This window comes from Solibacillus sp. GQ1 (assembly GCF_059758555.1).
On the sequence record NZ_JCAXEX010000003.1, the window covers coordinates 124,120 to 149,325 of the forward strand.

Below are 25,206 nucleotides of genomic sequence, written 5' to 3' on the forward strand. Positions count from 1 at the left end.
TACATGAGAGAATTTGATGCAATTGTTGATGAGCACACGCGTTATCTAGTGCGCATTGCTTATTTGTACGTTAAAAATTGGGCTACCGCCGAGGACATCGTACAGGAAGTGTTTGTAACATACTTTCAAAAGAGCGACCAGTTTCGCAATGAGTCGTCATTGAAAACGTATTTAACAAAAATGACAGCCAATCGCGCAAAAGATTATTTACGCTCATGGAAGCATAAAAAGGATGTCGTTTTTGAAACGATCTTTGCTCAAACAAAAGGTACGGACGAAGAAGTTATACAAAAAGAGCATCTTGCATCACTTGAACAGAAGTTATTCCAGCTACCACTGAAATATCGTGAACCGCTCATTTTATTTTATTATGACGAACAGTCCATTGCCGATATTGCACTGTATTTACAGCTGAATGAAAATACGGTGAAAACACGTTTGCGTCGAGCAAAGCAACAATTGAAAGAGTTTTTTAGCGAAGAGGGATTGGAGGAATGATGCATGGATCCATTTAAAAAACAACTGGATGAAATGATGGGTGATACACGCTTGCAGGAAAGTCGTATTAAGCAGCGTGTGAAATCCGAATTGACTCCGCCCCCCCGAAAACAGAAACGTTCATGGCATGTTCAATTAGTAACGGCAGCTGTTGCAGCAGTTGCGGTATTCCTATTTATGACAGCCGTTCCTTTTACGCATAATTCGGGAAATGAAGGGCGGGGTGCCCCTTATGATCCGCTTGATGATTTAGCGAAAATTGCTACTCTTCAAAAACAGAAGCAATTATCAACAATCGATTATGATTCCTTTGCACAGCTACCAGTGCTGGAACAATTATCGGATTTACAATATGTAGACAAAGAAACCTTTACACTTGCAGGGAAAAAGGGACTTTACCATACAGTGATAGAACGTCAGGAAAATTTATTTGATGAAGCCGTATATGAAGCGGGCGATGTAGTACGAACGATGACTAATACGAGCAGTCATTTACCAATATACGAAAACGCCTATTATGAAGTAGTTGCAGTACCAGGAGACCGTGTCGTTTTGCAGGACGGCAAGCTAACGGTAAATGGGAAGCCTGTAAGATCGGAATTAAAGGAATTGTATGAGGAAAACGGCAATACGATTGCAGGAGGCTACGATCAGTTATTGAATGCGCGTGAATACTTTTTGGTGAATCATTTCCCGGCAGAGGGTACAATGCAGGCAGGTACAATTACCGCTGTGCATAAAATTTACGGGGAAGTCGTAGCATTGGCAGAGGAAAGTACAACAACATCAATTTATTTTGAGTTAGAAAATGACTATACACCAGAACAATACTTTGATCTTTATTTGTATGATCAAATTTTTGGAGACGGGTCAATTAGTGAAAGATTATCGGCAAGTGATATTCCATTTACACATTCGAACCGTTTAGGCGAGCTGTTTTTGGAAGCGTCCTACCGAAATGTTACGTATTTATCCGATACAGAAGTGGAAATACGCTACCAGTATAACCGCGAAGCTGTAGGGGAATATGTGTTTATAATGTATAAAGATCCGACTGGCATTTGGCAGTGGGGGATGTAGCAAAAAGGGTAGTGACGCAATGTCGCTACCCTTTTTCACTTGCTGCCTGTAATCTTTTGTTCATAAGTACTGTGTTATAGCTATGTAGCAGCATGCCGATAATGATAACCGCCAATCCGATTAAAGCAATCGGCTGCGGAAGCGGTACACTTAGTAAAATCATTTCACCGACCATCGCAAAAAGCACTTCTGTCGATTGTGTTGCTTCAACGGCCGCCAGCTTTCCTTGATCATGGCGCACACGGTCTGTTGCGATAAAGAAAAGTATTGTCGCAATAACACCTGAAGAAACAGCAACGAGCAGCGACTGATATACTTGGCTCGCAGAGGGCAGGCCGACAGTAAACAATGCATAGATTGCGAGTATGATCCATGCAGGCAAGGAAGCGATTGTCATGCCTAGAACACGTTGAAACGGATCGACTCTTCCCTTGCATAACTCCATCATTTTCCGATTGCCGAGCGGGTAGGCAAATGCCGCGATAATTACTGGCAGAATACCGAAAAGCAGGCTTTTCATAGAAACTGACTGTGCCTGCGGGATTTGAATAAGCAAAATCCCGAATAAAATAATGCCCGAGATGCCAAGTGAAATAAGCGGGATTTTTGCCCTGACGTCTTTTCCGGCGACAGTCGTAATAAATAGCGGAGCCAATAAAACACCTGCTACAATCGTAAACTGCCATGTACCCGATACGAGCCAGCCTGGACCGAATGCCGCGGCAAATGTAAGCGGCGCATAAAATAATACGAACCCGACAAAACTCCAAATGAGCCATGCACCGGGATGATCTTTCATTTCATTCGATAAAATACGAAAACCGCCTTTTCCCCGAATAGCAACAATGGAAATGAGAAAGGGAAGCATAAAGAAGTAGCGGAGTGAAGAACTCCATAGCCAGCTTCCGCCTTCCAATTCCATTGAGTGGTTCAATACAAATGTAACCGCAAAAAATAAGGCCGCAAAAATGCCAATCAGTATTTCCCTCATCATACACCTCGCTTGATTGTATTGAATTTTCTGTCTATTAAGTATACAAAAAAATGGAGCGAAAGTAATCGCCCCATTTAAAGTTTCTATTAACGTTGTTCGAATAACTGAACAATTTCAATAATGACTTCCGTCGCTTTTTCCATCGTTTCAGCTGATACAAATTCATATTTACCGTGCATATTTTCGCCGCCCGCAAAAATATTTGGTGTCGGCAAGCCCATATATGAAAGCTGAGAACCGTCAGTCCCGCCGCGAATTGGCTCGACAATCGGAGTAATGTTAAACTTGGCAAACGCTTCTTTTACGATATCGACGATTTCCATAACAGGCTCGATTTTTTCACCCATATTGTAATATTGATCCTCGATCGCTACAGTTAATGCTTCTTCACCGTATTTTGCCTGTAACTCTTTGCCGACCTTTGCCATATACGCTTTTTTCTCTTCGAATTTAGCGCGGTCATGGTCACGGATAATGTATGACATTGTTGTTTCTTCAATGCCACCGTTGAAATGCATTAAGTGGATAAAGCCTTCATAGCCGTCCGTTTTTTCAGGAACCGCTTCTTTAGGCATTTCATTTTGGAATTCAATCGCCATTGTAATCGAGTTCACCATTTTATTTTTTGCTGAACCCGGGTGGATGTTCGTGCCGCGTGTCGTTACTTTTACGCCAGCTGCATTAAAGCTTTCAAATTGTAACTCACCAAGGGGACCGCCATCCATTGTGTAAGCATAATCCGCACCGAATTTCTCGACATCAAACTTGTGCGGACCGCGCCCGATTTCTTCGTCCGGTGTAAATGCTACACGGATTTTGCCGTGCTTGATTTCTGGATTGTTAACTAAGTATTCCATTGCCGTCATAATTTCAGCGATGCCGGCTTTATCATCCGCACCAAGCAATGTATTGCCGTCTGTCGTAATTAACGTTTGGCCAACATAGTTATTTAAGTTCGGGAAGTAGTCCGGTGCCATGACTAAACCATTTTTTAATGTAATCGCTTCACCATCATAGTTTTCGATGCGCTGAGGCTGTACATTTGTTCCTGTGTAGTCCGATGTCGTATCAACATGGGCCAAAAAGCCAAGTGTCGGTACGTCTTTGTCTGTATTTGATTCAAGTGTTGCAAATAGGTAGCCGTTTTCGTCCAGCGTAATATCCGTTAAACCGATTGCTGCCAATTCATCTTTTAATACATGTAATAAATCGAATTGCTTCATTGTTGAAGGGGTAGTGTCAGAATTGAAATCTGATTGTGTATCAATTTTTGCATAGCGTACTAAACGTTCAATTACTTTCTCTTTCATACGAAAAAGACCTCCTAATACTTATTGCTTTTATTCTACACTTTTTATTTCGGTTTTTGAACTAATTATCTTCATTCAGCGGCTACTTAAGTATCCGCTGAATGAAGATAAGCCTCTGGCAGATGTCATAGATTTTTTAAATGATATTTTTTTAATCTGGACGCGATCGTAATCGATCATAATCAATTATGCTGAGCATGAGGAAAAACTGTGCGCCGTAATACGTGAACATGATCAGGATATGGGAAGCGGGAACATCAAACATAAACCGGTTAATAGCTAATACTGAGTCCGACATGATAAAGAGGATGGCGCCGATGACAGCAAACTTACTTCCTGTTCGGAACGATGTCCATCCCATTGTTAAAATAACTAAAATATAAGCGGTCACTGCAATGGCAAGTACAGTGTCTCCTTTTTGTAGCAGGCTTCCCGCAATCCAGAACATCATAACCGCACCGTATAAAGCTAAAGTAATTTTTACATACAGTGGTGTGTTCTGCTGATTTGTTGAACGGAATGCAAAAATATAGAAAATATGACCGATCAGGAAAAAGCTCAGTCCAACGATGAACCATTGCAATGTATAATCGCCAACCGCACAGAAAATTAAACCGATGGAGATAAGCCAATAATATGGAGATTTTACATGTACTTTTGTTAAAAGTGCAAGCGCTATAAGCAAAATCATTGGCAAAAGTTTAAAGACCATTTTTAGTGAACTATCAATCGTTTCAAAAAAGAATACATAGTACAAGCCAAGCCCGAAGAACAGTAAAATCAAAACTTTCCGTGCCATCCATTAACCCCCTGAGTATAATATTTATATATAATTACTAAACAACCAAACTATGATTTCATAAAAATACAATATATGCTCTATTATGCCAGAAATTATGCGATTTTACTTGTTTATGAATCTTTTTGAAGGGTTATTCGTACATAGTAAGTAAGAGAGGGTGATTGTTATGGGACAATTATTGCTAATAACGGCAATTGGATCACTTTTGATCACATTATTATTAATGCCGTTATCAAAAAAAGTTCGCAATAAGGAGCTTTCATCAAAAACATTTACGAGCTTATTCATTACAACATTTATAGTAAGTTTTATTTCAGTATTTTTAACAGTATATATTTCTAAAATCGATCTAAGCTGGACGATTTTTTTATACGTAATACCTGTTGTAGCGATTATTGGCGCGATATTTGCAGTCGGTAAGGAGCAAAAAATTAAATCTGCGATCGTGCTTGTCAGCATTATTGGGATCGGCTATTTAGTAAGTGCACCATTTTTAAATGCAGATGAAAAATTCAAGTCTTCAGAAATGAAGGAAAAGACGGAAATTTCGGCGTTTGATGAGACGAAAACACCGGCAAGTGTACCGCCGAAATTTGTTGAAAACAAAATGAAAAAAGCGTTTGGACAGGTGCCAAACACGAGCTATTATGAATTAGGAAATCTGCAAATTCAAAAAGTAAATGATCAGTATGTTTACATTGCACCTGTAGAGTTTTCAGGATTCTTTAAGTGGTTTAACGGAAAAACAACTCCAGGATATTTCACGATGAGTGCTACTGACTCAAGCGATAATCCAAAGTTTGTGAAGGCAGAAATGAGCTATGTTCCATCTGCTTATTTAAATAAAAACCTGGAGCGTCATATTCGTCTTCAAAATCCATCATTAATTTTCTATGGAGATCCGCAGCTGGAAATTGATGAAGATGGAAAACCATATTACATCCGTTCTTACGGGGAATTCATTTCTGCTCGTAACGGCTTTGATGTAAAAGGGATTGTGCTTGTTGATGCGGAGACGGGTGCAACAGAGAAAATTGCGATTGCAGATGTACCGGCATTTATTGACGGTGCTGTCTCACCGGAAGCAGTAAGTTTGCAAAACAGTTATTTCGGTAACTATGTACACGGCTTCTGGAATAGTCTTGTCGGTAAAAAGGATGTTAAGTTACCGAGTGATGAAGGTACGGAAGCAAATGTAAGTCCGATCTTTATGGAAGATGGGGAAATGTATTATTTCACTGATTTTACAAGTCCAAAAGAGGGCGTTGACTCGATGCTTGGTTATGCATTAACACATGCACGTACTGGTGAAGCAACGTACTATACTGGAAATCTGGAAGAGTCTTATATGGATTCCCAAGGGGCTCTTGAAATTATCGAGAAAAAATTCATCGAAAAAGAATGGGAGGGCGAAATGCCGATCCTTTATAACTTCTACGGTGAAGCGAGCTGGCTGTCAGCTGTACTTGATGCGAACGGATTCCTGCAAAATTACTTTATCGTGTCAGCAGCAAATCCTGAAATTTCGGCATATGGTACAACACCAAATGAAGCGTTAAGACTTTATAAAACAGCGTTAAGCCGTGGCGGCAGTACGGTAGATGGTACTTCGAATGCCGAAGAGGCCAAAGCGACGGTAAAAGTCGTGCGTGTTTATAAAGAGCGTGTAGGTGATTTCACAATTGTATCCTTCCTGGCGAACACAGGTGAAAACTTCATCGTTTCTACGGAAGTTGCACCGTTTGCAATATACTTGCAAGAAGGTGACCAGGCGACGATAACGTACGCGAAAACAGGAGAAGATTTCCAGCCTGTAAAAGCATTGCAAATTGAAGGGTTGAAATAAATAAAAGGAGTATGCCATTTTGCGGCATACTCCTTTTTATTAGCTTACTTCCAAGTAAAGCCTTGTGAAGCAAGGAAGTCTTTAATATGCGGACGGTTTTGTTCAACTAAGTAATCAGCCATTTGTTTCGTCCATGTTGCAGTCTTCTGATTCGAAGATCGGCTGCTGTAATAGTCTTCCATAATTCCATCGTACTCATCTAGCAGCGTCTCGTACTTATCAACGTCATAACCATTTTCATGCAATACCGCAGCTACCGGTAAACGCGGTTTTGTTTCATTGCGTTTTGTCGGTGTACCGATCGTCATCGCAAATAATGGGAAAACGTATTCCGGTAAATTGAACAGCTCGCTGATTTCCTTAGGATTTGTACGGGCACCACCGATATAGCAAATGCCGTAACCCATTGATTCAGCTGCAATAACAAAGTTTTGGGCAAATAATGCAACATCTGCTACCCCTACAAGCACGTTTTCAGCCGTGTCAGCAGAAATATCAACCCCATGTTTTTGACCGGCTACTTGCAAACGTTTGAAATCTACGCAAAACAAGAAAGAGGCGCCCGCTGTTTTGAACTGGAATTCATTTTTAGACAGTTCACCAAGCTTCGTTTTCTTTTCCTCATCCGTTACCCAAATGACACTGTAGGCCTGTACAAAATGCGAACTTGCCGCCATTTGTGCAGTTTCGATTAAATCGATGACAGTTTCTTTAGAAATTTCCTCACCTGTATATTTACGAACAGATGTATGACTGCGTAATAATTCTTTTGTATTCACGTGAACATCTCCCTTATATGTAATAAAAAACTTAAATATATAGCCTTCAAGCTTATTTTAGTCAATATTTTACTTGAAGTCGATTATTAACGTCTGTTCAATTCATAGAGAAGGAATTTTTGCATATCGTTAAATACAGATAAGAGTAATCTGAATAGAAATCTGAAAATTTTAATTTTTTTGTGTTGACATATCGGATTAGTATGTTTTATACTGAGACTCAACGATGGAACACAAATCACATAACTCTTATCAAGAGCGGCGGAGGGAATAGGCCCTGAGATGCCCGGCAACCAGTAAGTGATGAACTGACTAAGGTGCTAATTCCTACAAAATGGACAATCATTTTGAAAGATAAGAGGAGGCAAACTTGCTCATGCGCAACCCTCTTCTTAACTGAAGAGGGTTTTTTTCATTTAAAAAATCCTCCTCAAAAAACACCGATTTCACCATCGATTAAATTTTTGGGGGTAATAAAATGACAAATTTAAGACCAGAAACTTTATTATTACACGGGGGACAAAAGCCAGACCCGGTAACAGGTGCAATTGCAGTTCCCGTTTACCGCACAACAGCCTATGCATTTAATGACACAGCTCATGCGCAACGTCTATTTGCATTACAGGAAACAGGCAATATTTATTCTCGTATTATGAACCCGACAGTCGGGGCATTTGAAGAACGGGTTGCTTTATTAGAAGGGGGTACAGCAGCAGTAGGGCTTTCATCTGGCGCAGCAGCAGTAGCATTTTCGATTTTAAACGTTGCCGGTGCAGGGGATGAAATTGTTGCGGCAGGTTCACTTTACGGTGGGACTTACAATTTATTCGCCACTACATTGCCTCGCTACGGCATTACAGTAAAATTTGTGGATGAATCAGATCCTGCAAACTTCCAGGCGGCAATCACGGATAAAACGAAAGCAATCTTCGCTGAAATTATCGGAAATCCAAGCTTGAAAGTACTGGATATTGAAGCGGTAGCAAACATCGCTCATGACAATGGTCTTCCTTTATTAATCGACAGCACATTTGCTTCCCCATACGGAAGTAATCCGATTGAATTCGGTGCGGATGTTGTCATCCATTCTGCAACAAAATGGATTGGTGGTCATGGAACGACAATCGGCGGGATTGTCGTTGATGCAGGGAAGTTCGACTGGACACAAGGAAGACATCCAGGATTTACAGAACCGGATACTTCTTACCATGGTCTACGCTACGGGATTGACACAGCAGGCGCTGCATTTGCGACAAAGCTTCGTGTTCAACTATTGCGTGATTTTGGTCCAACATTATCTGCTGACGCGGCATTTAACTTCCTGCAAGGACTTGAAACGCTTCATTTGCGTATTGTCCGTCACAATGAAAATACACAAAAAGTTGCCGAGTATTTAAGAGCCCACCCATTTGTGGAATACGTAAATTACAACGGCTTTGAAGATTTTGAGACACATGATTTGGCGAAAAAGTACTTGAAAAACGGCTTTGGATCTATCATTACGTTCGGCATTAAAGGTGGACGCGAAGCCGGTCGCCAAGTAATCGATAACGTAGAATTGTTTTCACACGTAGCAAACGTTGGGGATGCCCGTTCATTGATTATCCACCCTGCGAGCACAACGCACCAACAGTTATCTGCTGAAGAACTAAAAACTGCCGGCGTATCGGAAGAGCTCATTCGCTTATCAATCGGGTTAGAAGCAGCAGAAGATATTATCGCAGATTTAGAACAGGCATTAGCGAAAGTTGCGGCTGAAGTAGGCGCAGAAACAAACGCATAAACCTTTAAAAAAGGCTTAGCTTTTCCCATTCGAGAAGCTAAGCAATTTTTAGAAAATTAATCCCTACTATTTTTATAAGTTTTATTGACAAATTTAATACCAAGTAATACAATTGGGATAATAATATTACCAACCGGAAAAATTTAAAGTGATGTTGCAGCATCATTGGAAGAAAAGGAGTTGTTCAACATGGGGAAAGTATACAGTGCACAAAACATTGCAGCCTATATTATTTATGAACTTAATGACGTAAAGGAATTTGTGAACGCTTGCGCTATCCAGCAAATTTTGGCGGATGTGAATACGATGTGGCAGCATGTTTTTGGACACAGTGCCTTCTCTGAACAAGCTCACGATCTTACCACAGCAGGTTATGTTGTAAAAGAAGTTGCCGAGGAATACAAAATTCATGGTACAGCCCATATTTTATCGCCAGCCAGAGAGTGGTTCTTAAAATATGGTGAATTTCAGTTAGTGGAGCGCCCATACGCGGTCCCTGACTACTCGGCAAAAGAGGAAATCGTCATGACCAAGATTTTAACTGCCTATCGTTTACGGGCCTATAATGATGTAAACGTGGCAGTATAAAATAATTCCGGAACACTAGCGAGCCCCCTTGCTAGTGTTTTTTTTATTTGGTGATTTTTTACACGGTGTATATGGTTTATTAGAAGTATGAAAACGATTATTAGAAGAAATTTTGGGGATATTAGAAGAAATGTTGATGTTATTAGAATTTGGGTGAACTTGGAGATTGGGTACGCATTTTTGGGGGCAAAAAATGGGTGCTGAAACAGGTGTTAACGTTCTTTTAGAACATTACGGCCCATATTAGAAAGTTGAACGGGTATATTAGAAGATCGTAATTTTATTAGAACATTTCAAAATATATTAGACGATTTCCGAATATATTAGAACATAACAAAACTCTCTCAACTGCTTAGCCCCAAACACAAGTAGTGACTGGAAATATTAACATCATAGTCTCCAAATTAGCTCTTAAAAAATAAAATTTGGATGAATATTGACCGTTTACAGTAAACAAATGTCCTTCTAGGCGAGATTTCCCTTGTTTTCATGTATTATATAGGATAGAATTTTCTTTAAGATAAATTTTTTGAATTATTCGTTAATATATGTGTGTTAAGAATTTGGAGGAGAAAGGCAATGGCAACAATCAAGGCAGCGATCTTAGGATTTGGCACAGTAGGTCAGGGGATTTACCATATTTTAAATGAAAAGAGGCAGGAGCTTCGCGAAAAGCTAGGTGTTGAACTAGAGGTCGCGAAGATTTTAGTAACCGATGCAAGCCGTGAGCGTGTACCGGGCACAAAACATTTAATGACGGAATCAATGGATGACGTACTGGCGGAAAATAATCTGCAAGTTGTATTTGAAGCGATTGTAAATGAAGAGCCTGCATTCACTTACTTAAAGCGCGCTGTTGAGGCAAAATGCCATGTCATTACAGCGAATAAAGTAATGCTTGCAAAACGGGGTGAGGAGCTCGAAGCATTGGCGAAAGTAAATGGTGTTTTCGTAGGCTTTGAGGCAACGGTAGCAGGCGGTGTGCCTATTATTAAAACAATGAAAAACATTCTTCTTGTCAACGAAGTAAGCTGTGTTCAAGGAATTTTAAATGGAACAACAAACTATATTTTAACAAAAATGCGTGCGGAAGGCTGGAGCTTTGAACAAGCATTAAAAGAAGCACAGCAATTAGGCTATGCTGAAGCCGATCCATTTAATGATGTATCGGGTCAGGACGCATTTAAAAAGCTTATGATTTTATCGAGCCTTGCATTTGGAGAACAGCCAAATTGGGCAGATGTAGAAGTAATCGGAATTGATACAATTTCATCAGAACAAGTAGCGGAAGCAACAGCGCAAGGTCTTCGCTATCGTCATGTGGCGGAAGTGGAAAAACTTGAAGATGGTACGATTCAGGCAAAAGTGGCACCACTACTAGTGAACAATGAACATCCGCTTTATCCCGTTGACGATGTGTTTAATGCAGTAACGATGGAGACAAACTACATTGGAACATTATCTGTAATTGGGCCAGGAGCGGGGATGTATCCGACTGCAAGTGTAATGGTAGAGGATTACGCTGAAATTATTGGTAAACGTGCGGGGTTTACAGTAACTATATAATAAGAAGAGATTAAAAAAGAAGCGAACTCGATGAACGAATTCGCTTCTTTTCTTTTAGTCTTCATCTTTTATATCGACATCTTCGGGAATCGGCGTGTTCTTCCAGATTTCGATCTCTTCTTTAATTCGTTCGAGTTGCTGATGGTACGTATCAAATTGCGCACTATTAATTAAAAAGTGTTCACCATCATGCACTGCTTTAATGCGACCAGCATAAATGTACTGTAAAACCTGATGTTCAGGCATGCCTATCTCCGCTGCAGTTTGTTCTACCGTTTTATACATCATGATGCCTCCTTTTTAGTTTTAGTTAATCTTATTATAAATCGATTTTAATAAAACTTCATCTCGAATAGACTTACAACGTATGATAGCATAATTAATAAAAATGGGGTGTGGGATGTGAATATTTTACCGTATCTGTTTGTGCTGCTGGCCGCTATGCTTTGGGGGACGGTCGGGACAACACAAACTTTTTTATCGGAAGGGATCTCTTCCTTTGCGGTAGCGGGTGTAAGGTCTGGTATTGGCGGCGGGGTGCTGCTGCTGGCGGTTCTTTTAATGAGAAAAATTTCATTCCGTAACTGGTCATGGAAGTGGACCATTTTAGCAGCGATTGCAATTGCTTTATTCCAAAGTCTTTTTTTCACATCTGTTCGCTTTACAGGGGTTGCAGTAGGGACGGTTGTGACAATCGGAAGTGCACCAGTATTTGCGGGATTCATCGAGTGGGTCTTTTGGAAAGTCCGGCCAACGTTCGTATGGGCAATTGCGACAGTGCTCGCCATTGTCGGCTGCTTGCTATTGTTTATGAATCAAGGTGAGGCGGCGATCAACCCGCTTGGCATAGGGTTAGCATTGGCTGCAGGTTCCATGTTTGCGCTTTATACGAATGTGAGTAAGCAGTTGATGAAACGGGAAGAAACATTGCCTGCTGTAGCGATGACTTTTTCCATTTGCGCATTATTTTTGTTGCCGCTCGCAGCAAAAGACGGGTTTGGCTGGCTGACAGAAGGCGTAAATATTTGGCCGATTCTTTTTATGGCACTTGCTGCTACAAGTTTGGCATACATATTATTTTTGGGCGGCTTAAAGAAAATCAGTTCGTCAGCCGCAGTGACATTAAGCTTAGCCGAACCTTTAACAGCTGCATTACTGGGTGTGTTTTTAGTAGGGGAACATTTAACATTTGTTGCTTGGATCGGTGTTAGTTTATTATTAGGTGGAATAGTTGTGCTAACATTCGGCACAAAGAAAGCTGCTTCATAGGAGGCAGTTTTTTTATTGTCATAAGTACGCGGTGAAAGTGGAACAAACTGTCCATAAAGTGGAAAGTTCTGTGGGCGAAGTTGAACTTTTTGAATGGAAAGTAGTACCTAACGCAGGGAAAGTAGAAAACATTGCATATAAAGTGGAATCTCTTTTAATTTAAAGAAGAAATCTTAAGAATTTCTTCAGATTTTCAGTAGTTAGATGTTAAGAAATGGGCTTTATTATAAACTTATAAGAAAAAGTTGTGAGGTGAGCAAGATGAATCAGCTGACGGTGCTCGTAACAGATGACGATCAGGACATCCGGGACGGCATAGAAATTTATTTAAAAAATGAAGGTTACCGGGTGTTAAAAGCGGCAGACGGGCTTGAGGCAATCGAACTGCTTGAACAAAATGAAGTGCACTGTATGATTTTAGACATCATGATGCCGAAGATGGATGGGATTACCGCCACATTCAAAATTCGTGCAGAACGCAATATCCCAATTATTATGCTCAGTGCAAAGGCGGAACAAAGCGATAAAATTCATGGGCTTTCAGTAGGTGCGGACGATTATATTACAAAGCCGTTCCACCCGCTTGAATTGATGGCACGCGTCAAGTCCCAGCTAAGACGCTATGTCAACTTCGGCACGGCAGGAGCCGCTCCGCTTGTTGAAGGACTGGAGCTGGACGCTGCAGCGCGGGAAATCCGTGTGGACGGAGAACCTGTCAAACTGACACCGACTGAGTATAAAATAACTGAGCTTCTACTAAAAAATGCGGGGCGCGTCTATTCAATCAGCGATATTTACGAACTTGTATGGAATGAACCCGCGTATAACGCAGAAAATATTGTTGCCGTGCATATCAGGAAAATCCGTGAAAAAATCGAAGCCGATCCGAAAAATCCTCGTTATTTAAAAGTGGTGTGGGGATTGGGTTATAAAATTGAAAAGTAAAATTTTCTCTTGGGTTGGAGCTCTCGGCGCGGTGATCGGTTTTTATTTTATCGGGACTTATTTTATCGACTATTTGACAGGGCGATTCGTTCCCTTAGTAAAGCAATTCCTATATTTTTTATCTTCATTCAGCGGAATACAAACATTTTTATAAGCGGGTAAGGAATACTTGTTTTATTTGATGCAACGGGTACTTCGATAGCCTGCTGAATGAAGATAAGCCCCTGGCGGATGTCACAGATTTTTAAAGGGACAATGAAGTCAGCCTAAATACGTCACATCGTGTGACAACGGCTGACTAACCCACATCCTGTGGGCCTAAAAAATCTGGACGCAATTACGCCGAGGCGAAATTGATAATTAAGTGAGGAGGAAGGAAAAATGAAAAACAATAAATTATACCTCCAGCTTTTTCTTATGTTTGTAGTAGTAACTGCAGTAAGTTTAATTTTTACTAATGGCGGTCGTTATTTAGGAAAAACTTTTTATGAATCGCAAAATTATAACAATGAAGCAGAGAACTTAGTATATGAGTTCTCGCAGTATGTGTTTAACACGCCGACGGAAGAAGAATTTAAAGGGGCTTTAACAGTATCGGTTGAGGAAATTGAGGATTACCGTACATATTACGGTTCCCTTGCTGAGCAAATTCAAAATATTAAAGAGCAGTATGCAAGCGAAATAGATGGAACACAAGATCAGGAAGTAATCGAGGCAATTGAACAAGAACGTGACGCCAAGATTGCCGACATTAAGAAAAACTTTGAAGATGATGAATATGTAAAAGAAAAAATACTAGTAATTAAGAAAAAAGCAATTCAGCAGAAGCTTAAAGAAATTGAAAGAGAAAAGAAAGAAGTTTTGAGCAAATACGATTACTTTGCTTATGAATTTAAAGATGAAAAAACCGGAGAAGTTTACCGTAATGGCGATATTAGTGAAAAGAGTGTCTTTAAAAAAACAGTTAACAATGTAGGGAAAAGCCTCTCAGGTCTCTATCCGCTTAATTATTATGAGTATGATAGCATGGGGATTCTGCAAGATAGCTATACACTTGAGCAGGATTTATCGGATATTTCAGGTGTTGTAACTGTGCCGGCTAGTTGGATCGCAAACACTCATATAAGCAATGAAAAAAGTGCGTTTATCATTACGAAATATGTGTATTACGGCATTATTCTTGCAGGGATTATCAGTTTTATTTTATTAATGACTTCTTTAAAACCAAAGCTTGAACAGTTCAATCGCCAGTTCCAGCTACGTGAACTATTTGAACGTTTCCCTATTGATATTCGAATCGTAGCAACTCTTATTGCAACATACTTTGCATTTATATTTAATGGTTCTTTTACAAGATCCATACAGACGCTAATTTATCATTATACGGATAATCGTTCGGGTTTTCTTACGGATTTTATCGTGACAGGCGTTATCAGTTTTGCGCTTATTGTTGCAATCGTCTTTATGGTTGTTTCAATATGGGTAAGTTTAAAAGGGCAGCGTGACTTGGAGAAAATCTGGCCGGAGACATTTACGGCGAAGTTTGTAGATGGTGCTATCTCAATGTTTGAAAATCGTTCAATCGGGATGCAGTCACTAATATTGCTTCTTGTTGTTTTCCTTGGAGGCTTTGGATTTGCCGTTGTTATGACAGCAGGCAGTTTCGGTGTTTTCCTGTTCTATATGTTTTTATTTGTAGTGTTCTTTATTCCGGCACTCTATATGTTCATGCGTCGTATGGGCTACCTGAACCGTATTATGCAACATACTGAAAACATGGCACATGGCCGTCTCACAAAAGATTTAAAGGTGAAAGGGAAATCTCCTTTAGCAAGACACGCCGAAAATTTAAATGGGCTTCGTGAAGGTGTCCGTAACAGTATGAATGAACAGGCAAAAAGTGAGCAGATGAAAACAGAGCTCATTACGAATGTCAGCCATGATTTGCGTACACCGCTCACATCAATTATTACGTATACGGATTTACTGAAAAATCCAGCAATCACAGAGGAAGAGCGAAAAAAATATATCGACATTTTAGATGCGAAATCGAATCGTTTAAAAACATTAATTGAAGATTTATTTGAAGTATCGAAAATGGCAAGCGGCAATGTAGAAATTACGAAACAGCGCATCGACTTAGCACAACTGTTGCAGCAGGCGGTCGGTGAGCATGGAGAAGACTTTGCAGCAGCCAATTTGGATTTACGTATCAATATCACTGAACAGCCGATTTATGCTCGTGTGGACGGGCAAAAATGGTGGCGTGTCATTGATAACTTAATTATTAACGCACGTAAATATTCGTTGGAAGGCACACGTGTTTACGTCAACTTGAAGTCGTATGAGGGGAATGCCGAATTGACTGTGAAAAATGTCGCGAAATACGAGCTGAACGAAGAAGCTTCCCAATTAATCGAGCGTTTCAAACGTGCCGATACATCACGTCATACAGAAGGTTCAGGGCTGGGGCTAGCCATTGCACAGTCAATTGTTGATTTGCATGACGGGCAATTGGACATCGCAGTTGATGGGGATCTGTTTAAAGTGACGGTTAGTATTCCAACAGATAAATAAGGAATGAAAACTGCAGCGAGGGGTGTGTGCCTTGCTGTAGTTTTTTATATTTGTTGGGTCGGGTGTAGCGGGCGTGCAGGATTTATTAGAAGAAAGAAAGTTTTTATTAGAACAAGTGGATCGGATATTTGAAAGTACGGATCTGTTATTTGAAAAGTTCATGCACATATTAGAAAATCCGGCGATGATATTAGAAAACCCCGGTTTTATTAGAACAAGTGAATGCCATATTAGAAAAAAATCGAATTTATTAGAAAACCTCAACTAATCGTCTTTGAAATTAAAAGATGATAATATTATTGACTAACGCCATAAGTCCAAAATATAGTAAAATAGCACATTGTAGATAAAAAATAAGTTAGGAGCAACATTACGATGCGTATACTTTTAGGCATAGTAGCATTAGCGATATACAGTGGTCTCACTTTTTATCTTGGCTGGAATTTTAGGGCATGGCTGTTGTCGATTCAGCAATTTCGCTGGCCGATTATTTATTGGACAGTGCTGTTTCTCGTATCATACGGTTATTTTATAGGAAAGCTCCATCCACTGTTCATGCCATTCTCGGTGCTCGGCAGCTATTGGATGTTCTTTTTGCAGTACGGGCTCTTCCTTTGTATCATCGCCAACTTAATCATCAGACTTACACCGCTTACAACGAAAATGGTCGGTACAGGGGTTGTTGGTTTACTCGTTGTTTTATTGATTGCAGGTACATATTTTGCTTATTCACCGGTAGTTCGAAATGCGACAATCAACATCGATAAACCTGGAGATGATATGCGTATCGTTATGGCATCGGATTTCCACCTCGGTTTGTTGTCAGGGAAAGGACATTTGGAGAAATTTGTTGCGCTTTCCAATGAACAAAATCCTGATTTAGTGCTTCTTCCGGGTGATATTGTCGATGATAGTCCAAAGCGCTTTGTCGAAAAAGACATGGGCGAAGTGATGAAAAATTTAAAGGCAACATATGGTGTATACGGAGTACTGGGTAACCATGAATATTACGGTAACGAAATACCGGAATTTAAAAAGGAAATGGCTGAAGCAAACGTTAAAATCTTAATGGATGAAACAATTTTAGTGGCGAATCGTTTTTATTTAACAGGGCGGGAAGACGTGACGAACAAAAACCGTTTAGCCTTAAAAGAGATGCAGCCCGAAAAGGAAAACTTGCCTTGGTTTGTTATGAACCATACGCCGCTGGATATGGATGAGCCGGCTCGTTTAGGAGTGGATTTCCATGTTTCGGGACATACGCACCGCGGTCAAATGTGGCCAAACCACCTCATTACAGAAAGAACTTTTGAGTTGGATTACGGCCTTCTCAAAAAAGAGCAGTTACATGCGCTTGTTTCGAGCGGCTTTGGTTTTTGGGGGCCTCCGACACGTATTGGCAGTCGCTCCGAATTATGGGTAATAGAAGTGAAATTTAGCGAATAAGAAAGTAAAAAGGAGAAAAGAAAATGGAATGGATTGAGCTATTAAAAGCTTTAATTTTAGGGTTTGTCGAAGGGATGACCGAATTTGCGCCAGTTTCCTCAACAGGACATATGATTATTGTTGATGATATGTGGTTGCAGACGAAGGAATTTCTAGGATCAGGTTCGGCAAATACATTTAAAATTGTCATTCAGCTAGGATCGATATTGGCAGTCGTTTTCGTTATGTGGAAACGATTACTAAGTTTAGTTGGATTATATAAAATAGAAGGACAGAAAAAGACTCGTTTTAATCTGGGACATGTGATTATCGGTATTATTCCAGCAGGTATTTTTGGCGTACTGTTTGAAGATTTTATCGATGAAAATCTATTCAGCATCAAAACCGTAATTGTAGGATTAATTATCGGAGCGATCTTTATGATTATTGCTGATAAATTGGGACCTAAAAAGCCGGCCATTACGTCACTGGATGATATTTCGTACAGTAAAGCACTGAAAATTGGATTTATCCAATGTTTATCGCTTTGGCCAGGGTTTTCACGCTCGGGTTCAACGATTTCAGGCGGGGTATTGCTAGGGTTGGACCATAAAACTGCAGCGGACTTTACGTTTATTATGGCCGTGCCGATTATGGCAGGGGCAAGCGGTTTGTCGCTTGTTAAGAACTGGGATCAAATTAACGCCGATCACTTTTGGTTTTATGTAGTCGGTTTTGTGAGCGCATTTGTATTTGCACTTATTTCGATTAAATTCTTCCTGAAGCTGATTTCAAAAGTGAAATTAACGCCATTCGCGATTTATCGAATTGTACTGGCACTAATATTAATCATCGTTTTAGCTGTATAACAAGGAAAAGGAGCTGTCTCGCAATAATAATATGCGAGACAGCTCCTTTTTGCCTTTATTTATTGAACAGATCAAATAATCCGCCGATGCCGCCTTCACCTGCATCTTTACCGCCACCACCCTGAGATACTGGTGCTGCAGCAAACACACGGCTTGCCAGACGGCTGAATGGTAATGATTGTACCCAAACTGTACCAGGACCAGAAAGCGTTGCAAAGAATAAACCTTCACCACCGAATAAAGCCGTTTTAATGCCGCTTACCATTTCGATATTGTAGTTTACATCTTGTGTCATCGCAACTAGACAGCCTGTATCAATGCGCAATGTTTCGCCTGGCTGAAGTTTACGTTCATAAATTGTACCGCCTGCATGCACAAAAGCCATACCGTCTCCTTCAAGCTTTTGCATAATGAATCCTTCACCACCGAAGAATCCTGTACCTAATTTTTTCTGGAATTCTACGCCAACCGATACACCTTTTGCCGCAGCTAGAAATGCATCTTTTTGACAGATGATTTTGCCATCCAATTCACTTAAATTCATTGGAATGATTTTACCTGGATATGGAGAAGCGAAATACACTTTACGTTTGCCCATGCCGCTGTTAGTGAATGTCGTCATGAATAAGCTTTCGCCTGTAATTAAACGTTTTCCTGCGCCAAGTAATTTCCCCATCAACCCGGAGCCCTGATTTGCCGAGCCATCACCGAATACGGTTTCCATCTGGATTTGATCTTCCATCATCATTAAACTTCCAGCTTCCGCCACAACCGTCTCCTGCGGATCAAGCTCTACCTCTACAAACTGCATATCATCGCCGTGTAAGACGTAGTCGATTTCATGATTTTTCATTTTTATGTCCCCTTATAATTCAATTTAATATTTACAATAATAGATACGCTTGAAGATTCCAAAAGTTTCAAAATGGTGAAAATAATATTTGTCACTGAATAATATTATTCTGTTATTCTTTTTGAGAAAAAAAGGGAATAAAGTAGAGAATGTCGAATAATTAAAAGGTAAATGAGAATTTGTGAGGTGGAGAAATGAAGCTGTTAAATTTTATTGGTGGAGAATGGATAGAAGACGATTCATTGCAAACGATGCCTGTGATCAATCCTGCAAATGGTGAACAGTTAGGAACGATACCACTTTCGACAAAATTCCAAGTCGAACTCGCTGCTCAAAAGGCGAAAGCGGCTCAAAAAGAATGGGCGCTTGTCCCTGCGCCAAAACGAGCAGATTATTTATATGAAATTGCATTTAAACTGAAAGAAAAGAAAGAACATCTCGCGCAAATATTAACGAAGGAAATGGGCAAAGTCATTGAAGAAGCGCGCGGAGAAGTACAAGAAGGAATCGACATGGCGCTTTATATGGCAGCGGAAGGTAGACGTTTATTTGGAGAAACGGTCCCGTCGGAATTGCCGAATAAGTTTGCGATGAGTGTGCGCGCTCCGATTGGGGTGGCAGGACTCATTACGCCGTGGAATTTCCCTATTGCAATTGCGACATGGAAGTCATTCCCTGCACTTGTAGCCGGTAATACTGTTATATGGAAACCTTCTAACGAAACACCTTTTATGGCTTACGAGCTTGCCAAAATATATGAAGAGGTCGGCTTGCCGCCTGGTGTCGTCAACGTTGTATTCGGATCAGGTCCTACAGTAGGAACAGCGATTGTCGAGCATCCGGACATCCGTGTAATTTCCTTTACAGGGTCAACAACGACAGGAAGCAAAGTAGCCGAGCTTGGCGGAAAACATCTGAAAAAAGTTTCGCTTGAAATGGGCGGGAAAAATGCAGTCATTGTAATGGATGATGCTAATCTGGATTTAGCGCTTGAAGGTATTTTATGGAGTGCTTTTGGTACGGCTGGGCAGCGCTGTACAGCATGCAGCCGTGTAATTGTGCATAAAAATGTAAAACAGGAATTGGAAAATCGTCTTGTGGAAGCAACGAAGCAGCTGACAATCGGGGACGGGTTGGATCCTTCAGTTAAAGTAGGGCCTGTCATTAATAAGGCTGCACTGGAAAAAATCAATCATTATGTACAGATCGGTAAGCAGCAAGGTGCGAATTTGCTGATTGGCGGAGAAATTTTATCTGTAGGCGAATTGGCAAAAGGCTATTACTATGCCCCGACAATTTTTACCGATGTGGAAGCATCAAGCATTCTCGCACAAGAGGAGATTTTCGGTCCTGTCATAAGTATTATTGAAGTCAGCAGTTTGGAAGAGGCAATTGAAGTGAATAACGGTGTAAAGTTTGGCTTATCAAGCTCGATTTTCTCGCAAGATGTCAACACAATCTTCAAAGCACAGCAGTTGCTTGATACAGGTATTGTTTATGTAAATGCCGGAACAACAGGCGCGGAAATTCACTTGCCGTTTGGCGGGACGAAAGGTACAGGAAATGGTCACCGCGATTCAGGCCAGGCAGCTCTTGATGTGTATACGGAATGGAAGAGTATTTATATAGACTACAGCGGCAAGTTGCAACGTGCCCAAATCGATAATAACGCTTGATGATTCATTTTTAAGAATCATCACATCTCAAAATTCTGGACGCAATCACGCTAATGCGTAATTGACTTAATAAAAAAGGGGATGTTTACATGAAAGTAGTAGTGTTAGGTGCAGGGTTGATGGGGAAAGAAGTAGCGCGCGATTTAGTCCGTAGTGAAGATGTGAAAAAGATTTATTTAGCAGATGTTTCAACAGGTCCTGCAGAGGAATTTGTTAATACATTGATTACAGATAAGGTGGAAGTAATACAACTTGATGCTGAAGACGACAAAGCATTACGCGATGTCATCAGCCGTGGTGATGTAGTAGTGAATGCACTGTTCTATAAGTTCAATGAACGTGTTGCAAAAGCGGCAATCGATGCAGGGGTGCATTCGGTAGACTTAGGAGGCCACATTGGCGGAATTACAGAATCTATTTTCGAGCTGCACGGTCAGGCAGTCGATAATGGCGTGACGATTATTCCGGATTTAGGTGTAGCACCTGGAATGATCAATATTTTAACGGGTTACGGGGCGACAAAGTTTGATTCTGTAGATTCAATCAAATTGTATGTAGGTGGTATTCCGACAACGCCACAGCCTCCACTGCACTATATTCGTGTGTTCTCACTGGATGGGGTATTCGATCACTATACAGAGCCTTCGAAAATGATTCAAAAAGGTGTGCTAACAGAGGTCGAATCTTTAACAGGACTGGAGCCGATTTACTTTGACGAGTTTGGAGTATTGGAGGCGTTCTATACATCAGGCGGAATTTCAACGTTATATAAAACATTTCCTCATGTAAAAACACTCGAATACAAAACAATCCGCTATAAAGGTCATGCCGAGCAATTTAAACTGCTTGCTGATTTAGGTTTCCTTGATAAAAACAATAAAGTTGAAGCTGGCGGTCGTGAAGTAAATGTCCGAGAAGTAACGAGGGAAGTATTACAGAAAAAACTGGATATCGGCAATAATATCGATGCAGTACTATTACGTGTAATTATTTCAGGTGAAAAATCGGAAGAGCAAATTACGTATGAATATGAAATGGTCGTAAGAAAAGATACAGAGCAAAACGTGACGGCGATGGCACGTGCAACAGCAAATACGATTTCAATTGTGGCCCAAATGATTGGTAAGGGACTGATTGTTGAGCGTGGTGTATTTGCACCGGAAACGGTTGTGCCAGGTCGTGAGTTTATTCAGGAAATGGCGAAACGAGGTGTGGATATTAAAGAAACATCACACCGTTCATCAATGATTGTAAAGTGGTAGGAGTGAGGGTATGAACTTCGAATTTACAGAAGAACAGAATCTTTTACGAAAAACAGTAAGACAATTTGTTGATGCAGAAATTATCCCTTATATTGCCGAATGGGATGCAGGCGGCGGTTTTGACCCGAATTTATGGAAGCGACTTGCCGAACTGGGCTTAATGGGAGTTTGTGTACCGGAGAAATACGGCGGAGCAGGAATGGACTATAATTCACTTGCGATTGTCTGTGAAGAGCTGGAGCGCGGGGATACGGCATTTCGTACAGCCGTTTCCGTTCATACTGGCTTAAACAGTATGACGCTCATGCAATGGGGCACAGAAGAGCAGAAGGAAAAATATTTGCTCCCCCAGGCAAAGGGCGAGAAAATTGGCGCATTCGGACTGACAGAACCTGGTGCCGGATCGGATGTCGCTGCGATGAGTTCATTTGCGAAGCGTGATGGAGACTACTATATTTTGAACGGTCAAAAGACTTGGATTTCCTTATGTGATATCGCAGATCACTTTCTTGTATTTGCCTATACAGATAAGGAAAAAGCGCACCATGGGATTTCTGCATTTATCGTAGAGCGTGAATGGGCTGGGTTTAGCTCAAAGGCAATTAAAGGAAAGTATGGTATTCGTGCAGGCAATACAGGCGAACTGTTCTTTGAGGATGTCAAAATTCCGGCAGAAAACTTACTCGGTGAAGAAGGGGAAGGGTTTAAAATTGCAATGTCCGCACTGGATAACGGCCGTTTTACTGTTGCTGCAGGCGCAGTCGGCTTAATTCAGGCGTGTATCGAAGCGAGCGTCAAGTACTGTAAAGAACGCGAAACTTTCGGTAAACCGATTGGTGAGCATCAACTAGTCGGTCAAATGCTTGCAAAAATGGAAGCTGGCTACGAAATGAGCCGCCTGCTTGTGTATCGCGCAGGAGTGCTGAAAAATAAAGGCGTACGCAACACGAGGGAGACATCGCTCGCCAAATGGCAGGCATGCGACTTTGCAAATAAAGCTGCGGATGATGCGGTTCAAATCCACGGGGCATACGGTTATTCCGATGAATATCCAGTAGCCCGTTATTTACGAAATTCCAAAGCACCGGTCATTTATGAGGGGACACGCGAAATTCATACAATGATGCAGGCAGATTATGTGCTTGGGAAACGTGCAGATAAGAAGTTACGCTGTATGCTGCCAAGCTGGCCATTTGAATAAATTGGTGAGGCGAAAGGTTGTTGTGACCTTTCGCTTTTTTGTATGCAAGCGGGGGACTAGTGATTCGTTTGTGTTGGATGGGGCTTGGAGAATAGCTTGCAGAAATTGGCGATTATGTTAAGTAAAATGGCGAATACCGTCTAGAAATTAGCTAATAAACCTTCACATATGCAGCAATAAACGTCTGTAAAATTGAGGGATTAGGTTAGGTTTCGTTACGTTTTGGTAATTCATGTTAATATTTACTTATAAAACTAATCAGAGTTACGGAGGAGAGAATAAAATGGCACTAATTCGTACAATGCATGCTGAAGATATTCCACAAGTTCAGGATGTGGCGGAAAAATCCTGGAATGCTACATATGAGGGGATCATTCCTTTGGAAATCCAAGAAAAGTTTCTAAAGATGGCCTACAATGATGAAAGAATGAAACAACGATTGGAACGTTCTTTTCTTTTTGTAGCTGAAATCGATAGCAATATTATAGGGTTCGCGAATTTCTCGCCTGTTAATGAAGAAGGGAAAGCTGAACTAGGGGCTATTTACCTTTATCCAGAATACCAAGGAAAAGGGGTTGGCTCGGCTTTATTACAAAAAGGAATTAATGAAATAGATGGTATTAAAGAAATTTATATAAATGTTGAAAAGGACAATAAAATTGGCAAGAGCTTTTATGACGCAAAAGGCTTTCAAGTGTTAAAAGAGTTCGATGATCAATTTGAGGGCTATACGTTAAAAACAGTGCGAATGGTATTAAATGTGCAGCTTTGTCAGTAAAATCCAAGAGGAGAAATTAATATGAATACTGAAGTTGAAGACCTTTATAATAAACTGATTGATGCCTGGAATAGACGTGACGCCAAAGGGATGTCTGATCAATTTGCAGAACAGGGAGTCCAAATTGGATTTGATGGTAGTAAGCTAATTGGCAAAGAAGAAATTTTAGCGCATCTTAACCCTATCTTTGAAGAGCATCCAACCGCTCCCTATATAACAAAAATTAAAGAGATACGGTCGCTAGGAACAGATGCGGCTATTCTCCATGCGATTGCGGGAATGATTCCTTCTGGAAAATCAGATATTGAGCCTACCGTAAACGTCCATCAAACACTAGTCGCTGTGAAAAAGAACAACGGCTGGCAGGTGGAGCTATTTCAAAATACTCCTGCACAGTTTCATGGAAGACCGGAACTGGTGGAGGAAATGACGGAGGAATTAAGGCAGTTGCTTTAGTTTTAGTGGAGAGTGATAGGAATGATTAATTGGAAGATTAGTAAGGGAGTGCTGGGCGCGGTCGTTTTATGTGGTGTAATTTGGTTTGCACATCCGGCACAAGACCGGGTAAACGAATTGGAAGATCAAATTAGCTCGCAATACACATATGCGAACTTTCTCTTAAGAGGTACTGTTGAAAAGTTTCTGGAATGGAACTTTAGTGAACCTTTAACTGATGAAAATGAAGAAGATTTTAGAGGTCTGGCTAAGGAATTTCTTGATGTAACAGATCTATTTTTCAGAGGATCTACCGTGCATACTGAATGGGTGGACAGAGTGGGTGATACTACAATTTATTTTATGAATTATGCGAATGGCTCACCTCTCGAGTGGTGCTTTTAAATATTTAATAATGACTCCAACAAGGAACGTTTATATGCATTTATAGGTTGAAAAGGGCGAGCTTAGTATACTGAGCATGCTCTTTTTTTATGAAGCAAATTTGCATTCTAAGTTATAAATAAGCTGAAAGAGCGAATGCTAAATGAAGTATAAATGACTAAAAGAAGTTTAGATTATGATTCTATATATGGATAAAGGAATAGGTTATATTAACCGAATTTTAATATTCCAGTATATTTATTTGGATAAAATAATTATATATGGA

At 40.5% G+C, this 25,206-nt stretch carries 24 protein-coding genes and 1 riboswitch; of the genes, 18 read left to right on the forward strand and 6 right to left on the reverse strand.

What is annotated here, in order from left to right:
* Positions 1-3 precede the first annotated feature (3 nt).
* Both AC6CH1_RS14850 and AC6CH1_RS14855 read left to right on the forward strand, forming a co-directional pair.
* Entirely contained in the window at positions 4-498 is a 495-nt protein-coding gene (locus AC6CH1_RS14850; protein WP_251690566.1) for a sigma-70 family RNA polymerase sigma factor, read from the forward strand.
* Between the two features lie 3 nt (positions 499-501).
* Entirely contained in the window at positions 502-1,578 is a 1,077-nt protein-coding gene (locus tag AC6CH1_RS14855) for a S26 family signal peptidase (RefSeq protein WP_498318240.1), read from the forward strand.
* Positions 1,579-1,603: 25 nt separating this feature from the next.
* On the opposite strand, the gene AC6CH1_RS14860 is transcribed toward AC6CH1_RS14855, so the two are convergent.
* From AC6CH1_RS14860 to AC6CH1_RS14870, 3 genes are all read right to left on the reverse strand, one after another.
* Complete coding sequence (locus AC6CH1_RS14860; protein ID WP_498318242.1) at positions 1,604-2,569, reverse strand: DMT family transporter; 966 nt, start codon at positions 2,567-2,569, stop codon at positions 1,604-1,606.
* Positions 2,570-2,658: 89 nt separating this feature from the next.
* Entirely contained in the window at positions 2,659-3,882 is a 1,224-nt protein-coding gene (pepT, locus tag AC6CH1_RS14865; protein ID WP_498318244.1) for a peptidase T, read from the reverse strand.
* Positions 3,883-4,033: 151 nt separating this feature from the next.
* Entirely contained in the window at positions 4,034-4,681 is a 648-nt protein-coding gene (locus AC6CH1_RS14870; RefSeq protein WP_427711865.1) for a lysoplasmalogenase, read from the reverse strand.
* 169 nt (positions 4,682-4,850) lie between these two features.
* Between AC6CH1_RS14870 and AC6CH1_RS14875 the strand changes: the two genes are divergently transcribed.
* On the forward strand, positions 4,851-6,530 hold the full coding sequence (locus AC6CH1_RS14875) for a hypothetical protein (RefSeq protein WP_498318246.1): 1,680 nt from the start codon (positions 4,851-4,853) through the stop codon (positions 6,528-6,530).
* Positions 6,531-6,574: 44 nt separating this feature from the next.
* Here the strand turns inward: AC6CH1_RS14875 and nfsA are convergent, their stop codons facing one another.
* Positions 6,575-7,309 carry an oxygen-insensitive NADPH nitroreductase gene (gene nfsA, locus AC6CH1_RS14880; protein WP_350480949.1) on the reverse strand — a complete coding sequence of 245 codons (735 nt, stop codon included), beginning with the start codon at positions 7,307-7,309 and terminating at the stop codon, positions 6,575-6,577.
* A 246-nt stretch (positions 7,310-7,555) separates the two neighbouring features.
* A riboswitch (SAM riboswitch) is annotated at positions 7,556-7,670 on the forward strand.
* 117 nt (positions 7,671-7,787) lie between these two features.
* Here nfsA and AC6CH1_RS14885 point away from each other — a divergent pair.
* From AC6CH1_RS14885 to AC6CH1_RS14895, 3 genes are all read left to right on the forward strand, one after another.
* Complete coding sequence (locus AC6CH1_RS14885) at positions 7,788-9,092, forward strand: O-acetylhomoserine aminocarboxypropyltransferase/cysteine synthase family protein (protein WP_498318248.1); 1,305 nt, start codon at positions 7,788-7,790, stop codon at positions 9,090-9,092.
* 189 nt (positions 9,093-9,281) lie between these two features.
* Positions 9,282-9,680 (forward strand): hypothetical protein, encoded by a 399-nt coding sequence (locus tag AC6CH1_RS14890; protein ID WP_498318249.1) that lies wholly within the window; start codon positions 9,282-9,284, stop codon positions 9,678-9,680.
* Between the two features lie 579 nt (positions 9,681-10,259).
* Positions 10,260-11,246: a homoserine dehydrogenase gene (locus tag AC6CH1_RS14895; protein ID WP_251690575.1), complete on the forward strand. Its 987-nt coding sequence runs from the start codon at positions 10,260-10,262 to the stop codon at positions 11,244-11,246.
* A gap of 54 nt (positions 11,247-11,300) precedes the next feature.
* Here the strand turns inward: AC6CH1_RS14895 and AC6CH1_RS14900 are convergent, their stop codons facing one another.
* Complete coding sequence (locus tag AC6CH1_RS14900) at positions 11,301-11,531, reverse strand: MerR family transcriptional regulator (protein WP_427711873.1); 231 nt, start codon at positions 11,529-11,531, stop codon at positions 11,301-11,303.
* A gap of 117 nt (positions 11,532-11,648) precedes the next feature.
* Between AC6CH1_RS14900 and AC6CH1_RS14905 the strand changes: the two genes are divergently transcribed.
* From AC6CH1_RS14905 to AC6CH1_RS14930, 6 genes are all read left to right on the forward strand, one after another.
* A complete protein-coding gene (locus AC6CH1_RS14905; protein ID WP_498318250.1) occupies positions 11,649-12,515 on the forward strand; it encodes a DMT family transporter in 867 nt (288 codons plus the stop codon).
* Positions 12,516-12,776: 261 nt separating this feature from the next.
* Complete coding sequence (locus tag AC6CH1_RS14910; RefSeq protein WP_498318252.1) at positions 12,777-13,460, forward strand: response regulator transcription factor; 684 nt, start codon at positions 12,777-12,779, stop codon at positions 13,458-13,460.
* A gap of 381 nt (positions 13,461-13,841) precedes the next feature.
* A complete protein-coding gene (locus AC6CH1_RS14915) occupies positions 13,842-16,037 on the forward strand; it encodes a sensor histidine kinase (RefSeq protein ID WP_498318254.1) in 2,196 nt (731 codons plus the stop codon).
* A 73-nt stretch (positions 16,038-16,110) separates the two neighbouring features.
* Complete coding sequence (locus AC6CH1_RS14920) at positions 16,111-16,305, forward strand: hypothetical protein (RefSeq protein WP_498318256.1); 195 nt, start codon at positions 16,111-16,113, stop codon at positions 16,303-16,305.
* Between the two features lie 107 nt (positions 16,306-16,412).
* Entirely contained in the window at positions 16,413-17,483 is a 1,071-nt protein-coding gene (locus tag AC6CH1_RS14925; protein ID WP_498318257.1) for a metallophosphoesterase, read from the forward strand.
* Between the two features lie 23 nt (positions 17,484-17,506).
* Positions 17,507-18,331: an undecaprenyl-diphosphate phosphatase gene (locus AC6CH1_RS14930; RefSeq protein WP_251690580.1), complete on the forward strand. Its 825-nt coding sequence runs from the start codon at positions 17,507-17,509 to the stop codon at positions 18,329-18,331.
* 55 nt (positions 18,332-18,386) lie between these two features.
* Here AC6CH1_RS14930 and AC6CH1_RS14935 read toward each other — a convergent pair whose 3' ends face one another.
* Positions 18,387-19,184: a TIGR00266 family protein gene (locus AC6CH1_RS14935; protein ID WP_251690581.1), complete on the reverse strand. Its 798-nt coding sequence runs from the start codon at positions 19,182-19,184 to the stop codon at positions 18,387-18,389.
* 194 nt (positions 19,185-19,378) lie between these two features.
* Between AC6CH1_RS14935 and AC6CH1_RS14940 the strand changes: the two genes are divergently transcribed.
* From AC6CH1_RS14940 to AC6CH1_RS14965, 6 genes are all read left to right on the forward strand, one after another.
* A complete protein-coding gene (locus AC6CH1_RS14940; RefSeq protein ID WP_251690582.1) occupies positions 19,379-20,860 on the forward strand; it encodes an aldehyde dehydrogenase family protein in 1,482 nt (493 codons plus the stop codon).
* A gap of 89 nt (positions 20,861-20,949) precedes the next feature.
* Complete coding sequence (locus tag AC6CH1_RS14945; RefSeq protein WP_427711885.1) at positions 20,950-22,122, forward strand: saccharopine dehydrogenase family protein; 1,173 nt, start codon at positions 20,950-20,952, stop codon at positions 22,120-22,122.
* A 10-nt stretch (positions 22,123-22,132) separates the two neighbouring features.
* Complete coding sequence (locus AC6CH1_RS14950) at positions 22,133-23,323, forward strand: acyl-CoA dehydrogenase family protein (RefSeq protein WP_498318259.1); 1,191 nt, start codon at positions 22,133-22,135, stop codon at positions 23,321-23,323.
* Between the two features lie 283 nt (positions 23,324-23,606).
* The gene (locus tag AC6CH1_RS14955) at positions 23,607-24,101 is read left to right on the forward strand and encodes a GNAT family N-acetyltransferase (protein WP_251690585.1); all 495 of its coding nucleotides are present in this window, start codon (positions 23,607-23,609) and stop codon (positions 24,099-24,101) included.
* A 21-nt stretch (positions 24,102-24,122) separates the two neighbouring features.
* Entirely contained in the window at positions 24,123-24,557 is a 435-nt protein-coding gene (locus tag AC6CH1_RS14960; RefSeq protein WP_251690586.1) for an SgcJ/EcaC family oxidoreductase, read from the forward strand.
* Between the two features lie 21 nt (positions 24,558-24,578).
* Positions 24,579-24,941: a hypothetical protein gene (locus tag AC6CH1_RS14965; protein WP_251690587.1), complete on the forward strand. Its 363-nt coding sequence runs from the start codon at positions 24,579-24,581 to the stop codon at positions 24,939-24,941.
* The last annotated feature ends 265 nt before the right edge of the window (positions 24,942-25,206 follow it).

Coding starts and splice junctions, on each gene's coding strand:
- AC6CH1_RS14850 (WP_251690566.1), top strand. CDS start 4: ATGAGAGAATTTGATGCAATTGTTGATGAGCACACGCGTTATCTAGTG.
- AC6CH1_RS14855 (WP_498318240.1), top strand. CDS start 502: ATGGATCCATTTAAAAAACAACTGGATGAAATGATGGGTGATACACGC.
- AC6CH1_RS14935 (WP_251690581.1), bottom strand. CDS start 19,184: ATGAAAAATCATGAAATCGACTACGTCTTACACGGCGATGATATGCAG.
- AC6CH1_RS14915 (WP_498318254.1), top strand. CDS start 13,842: ATGAAAAACAATAAATTATACCTCCAGCTTTTTCTTATGTTTGTAGTA.
- AC6CH1_RS14930 (WP_251690580.1), top strand. CDS start 17,507: ATGGAATGGATTGAGCTATTAAAAGCTTTAATTTTAGGGTTTGTCGAA.
- AC6CH1_RS14875 (WP_498318246.1), top strand. CDS start 4,851: ATGGGACAATTATTGCTAATAACGGCAATTGGATCACTTTTGATCACA.
- AC6CH1_RS14960 (WP_251690586.1), top strand. CDS start 24,123: ATGAATACTGAAGTTGAAGACCTTTATAATAAACTGATTGATGCCTGG.
- AC6CH1_RS14885 (WP_498318248.1), top strand. CDS start 7,788: ATGACAAATTTAAGACCAGAAACTTTATTATTACACGGGGGACAAAAG.
- AC6CH1_RS14910 (WP_498318252.1), top strand. CDS start 12,777: ATGAATCAGCTGACGGTGCTCGTAACAGATGACGATCAGGACATCCGG.
- AC6CH1_RS14890 (WP_498318249.1), top strand. CDS start 9,282: ATGGGGAAAGTATACAGTGCACAAAACATTGCAGCCTATATTATTTAT.
- AC6CH1_RS14895 (WP_251690575.1), top strand. CDS start 10,260: ATGGCAACAATCAAGGCAGCGATCTTAGGATTTGGCACAGTAGGTCAG.
- AC6CH1_RS14955 (WP_251690585.1), top strand. CDS start 23,607: ATGGCACTAATTCGTACAATGCATGCTGAAGATATTCCACAAGTTCAG.
- AC6CH1_RS14945 (WP_427711885.1), top strand. CDS start 20,950: ATGAAAGTAGTAGTGTTAGGTGCAGGGTTGATGGGGAAAGAAGTAGCG.
- pepT (WP_498318244.1), bottom strand. CDS start 3,882: ATGAAAGAGAAAGTAATTGAACGTTTAGTACGCTATGCAAAAATTGAT.
- AC6CH1_RS14950 (WP_498318259.1), top strand. CDS start 22,133: ATGAACTTCGAATTTACAGAAGAACAGAATCTTTTACGAAAAACAGTA.
- AC6CH1_RS14870 (WP_427711865.1), bottom strand. CDS start 4,681: ATGGCACGGAAAGTTTTGATTTTACTGTTCTTCGGGCTTGGCTTGTAC.
- AC6CH1_RS14965 (WP_251690587.1), top strand. CDS start 24,579: ATGATTAATTGGAAGATTAGTAAGGGAGTGCTGGGCGCGGTCGTTTTA.
- AC6CH1_RS14940 (WP_251690582.1), top strand. CDS start 19,379: ATGAAGCTGTTAAATTTTATTGGTGGAGAATGGATAGAAGACGATTCA.
- AC6CH1_RS14925 (WP_498318257.1), top strand. CDS start 16,413: ATGCGTATACTTTTAGGCATAGTAGCATTAGCGATATACAGTGGTCTC.
- AC6CH1_RS14860 (WP_498318242.1), bottom strand. CDS start 2,569: ATGAGGGAAATACTGATTGGCATTTTTGCGGCCTTATTTTTTGCGGTT.
- AC6CH1_RS14900 (WP_427711873.1), bottom strand. CDS start 11,531: ATGTATAAAACGGTAGAACAAACTGCAGCGGAGATAGGCATGCCTGAA.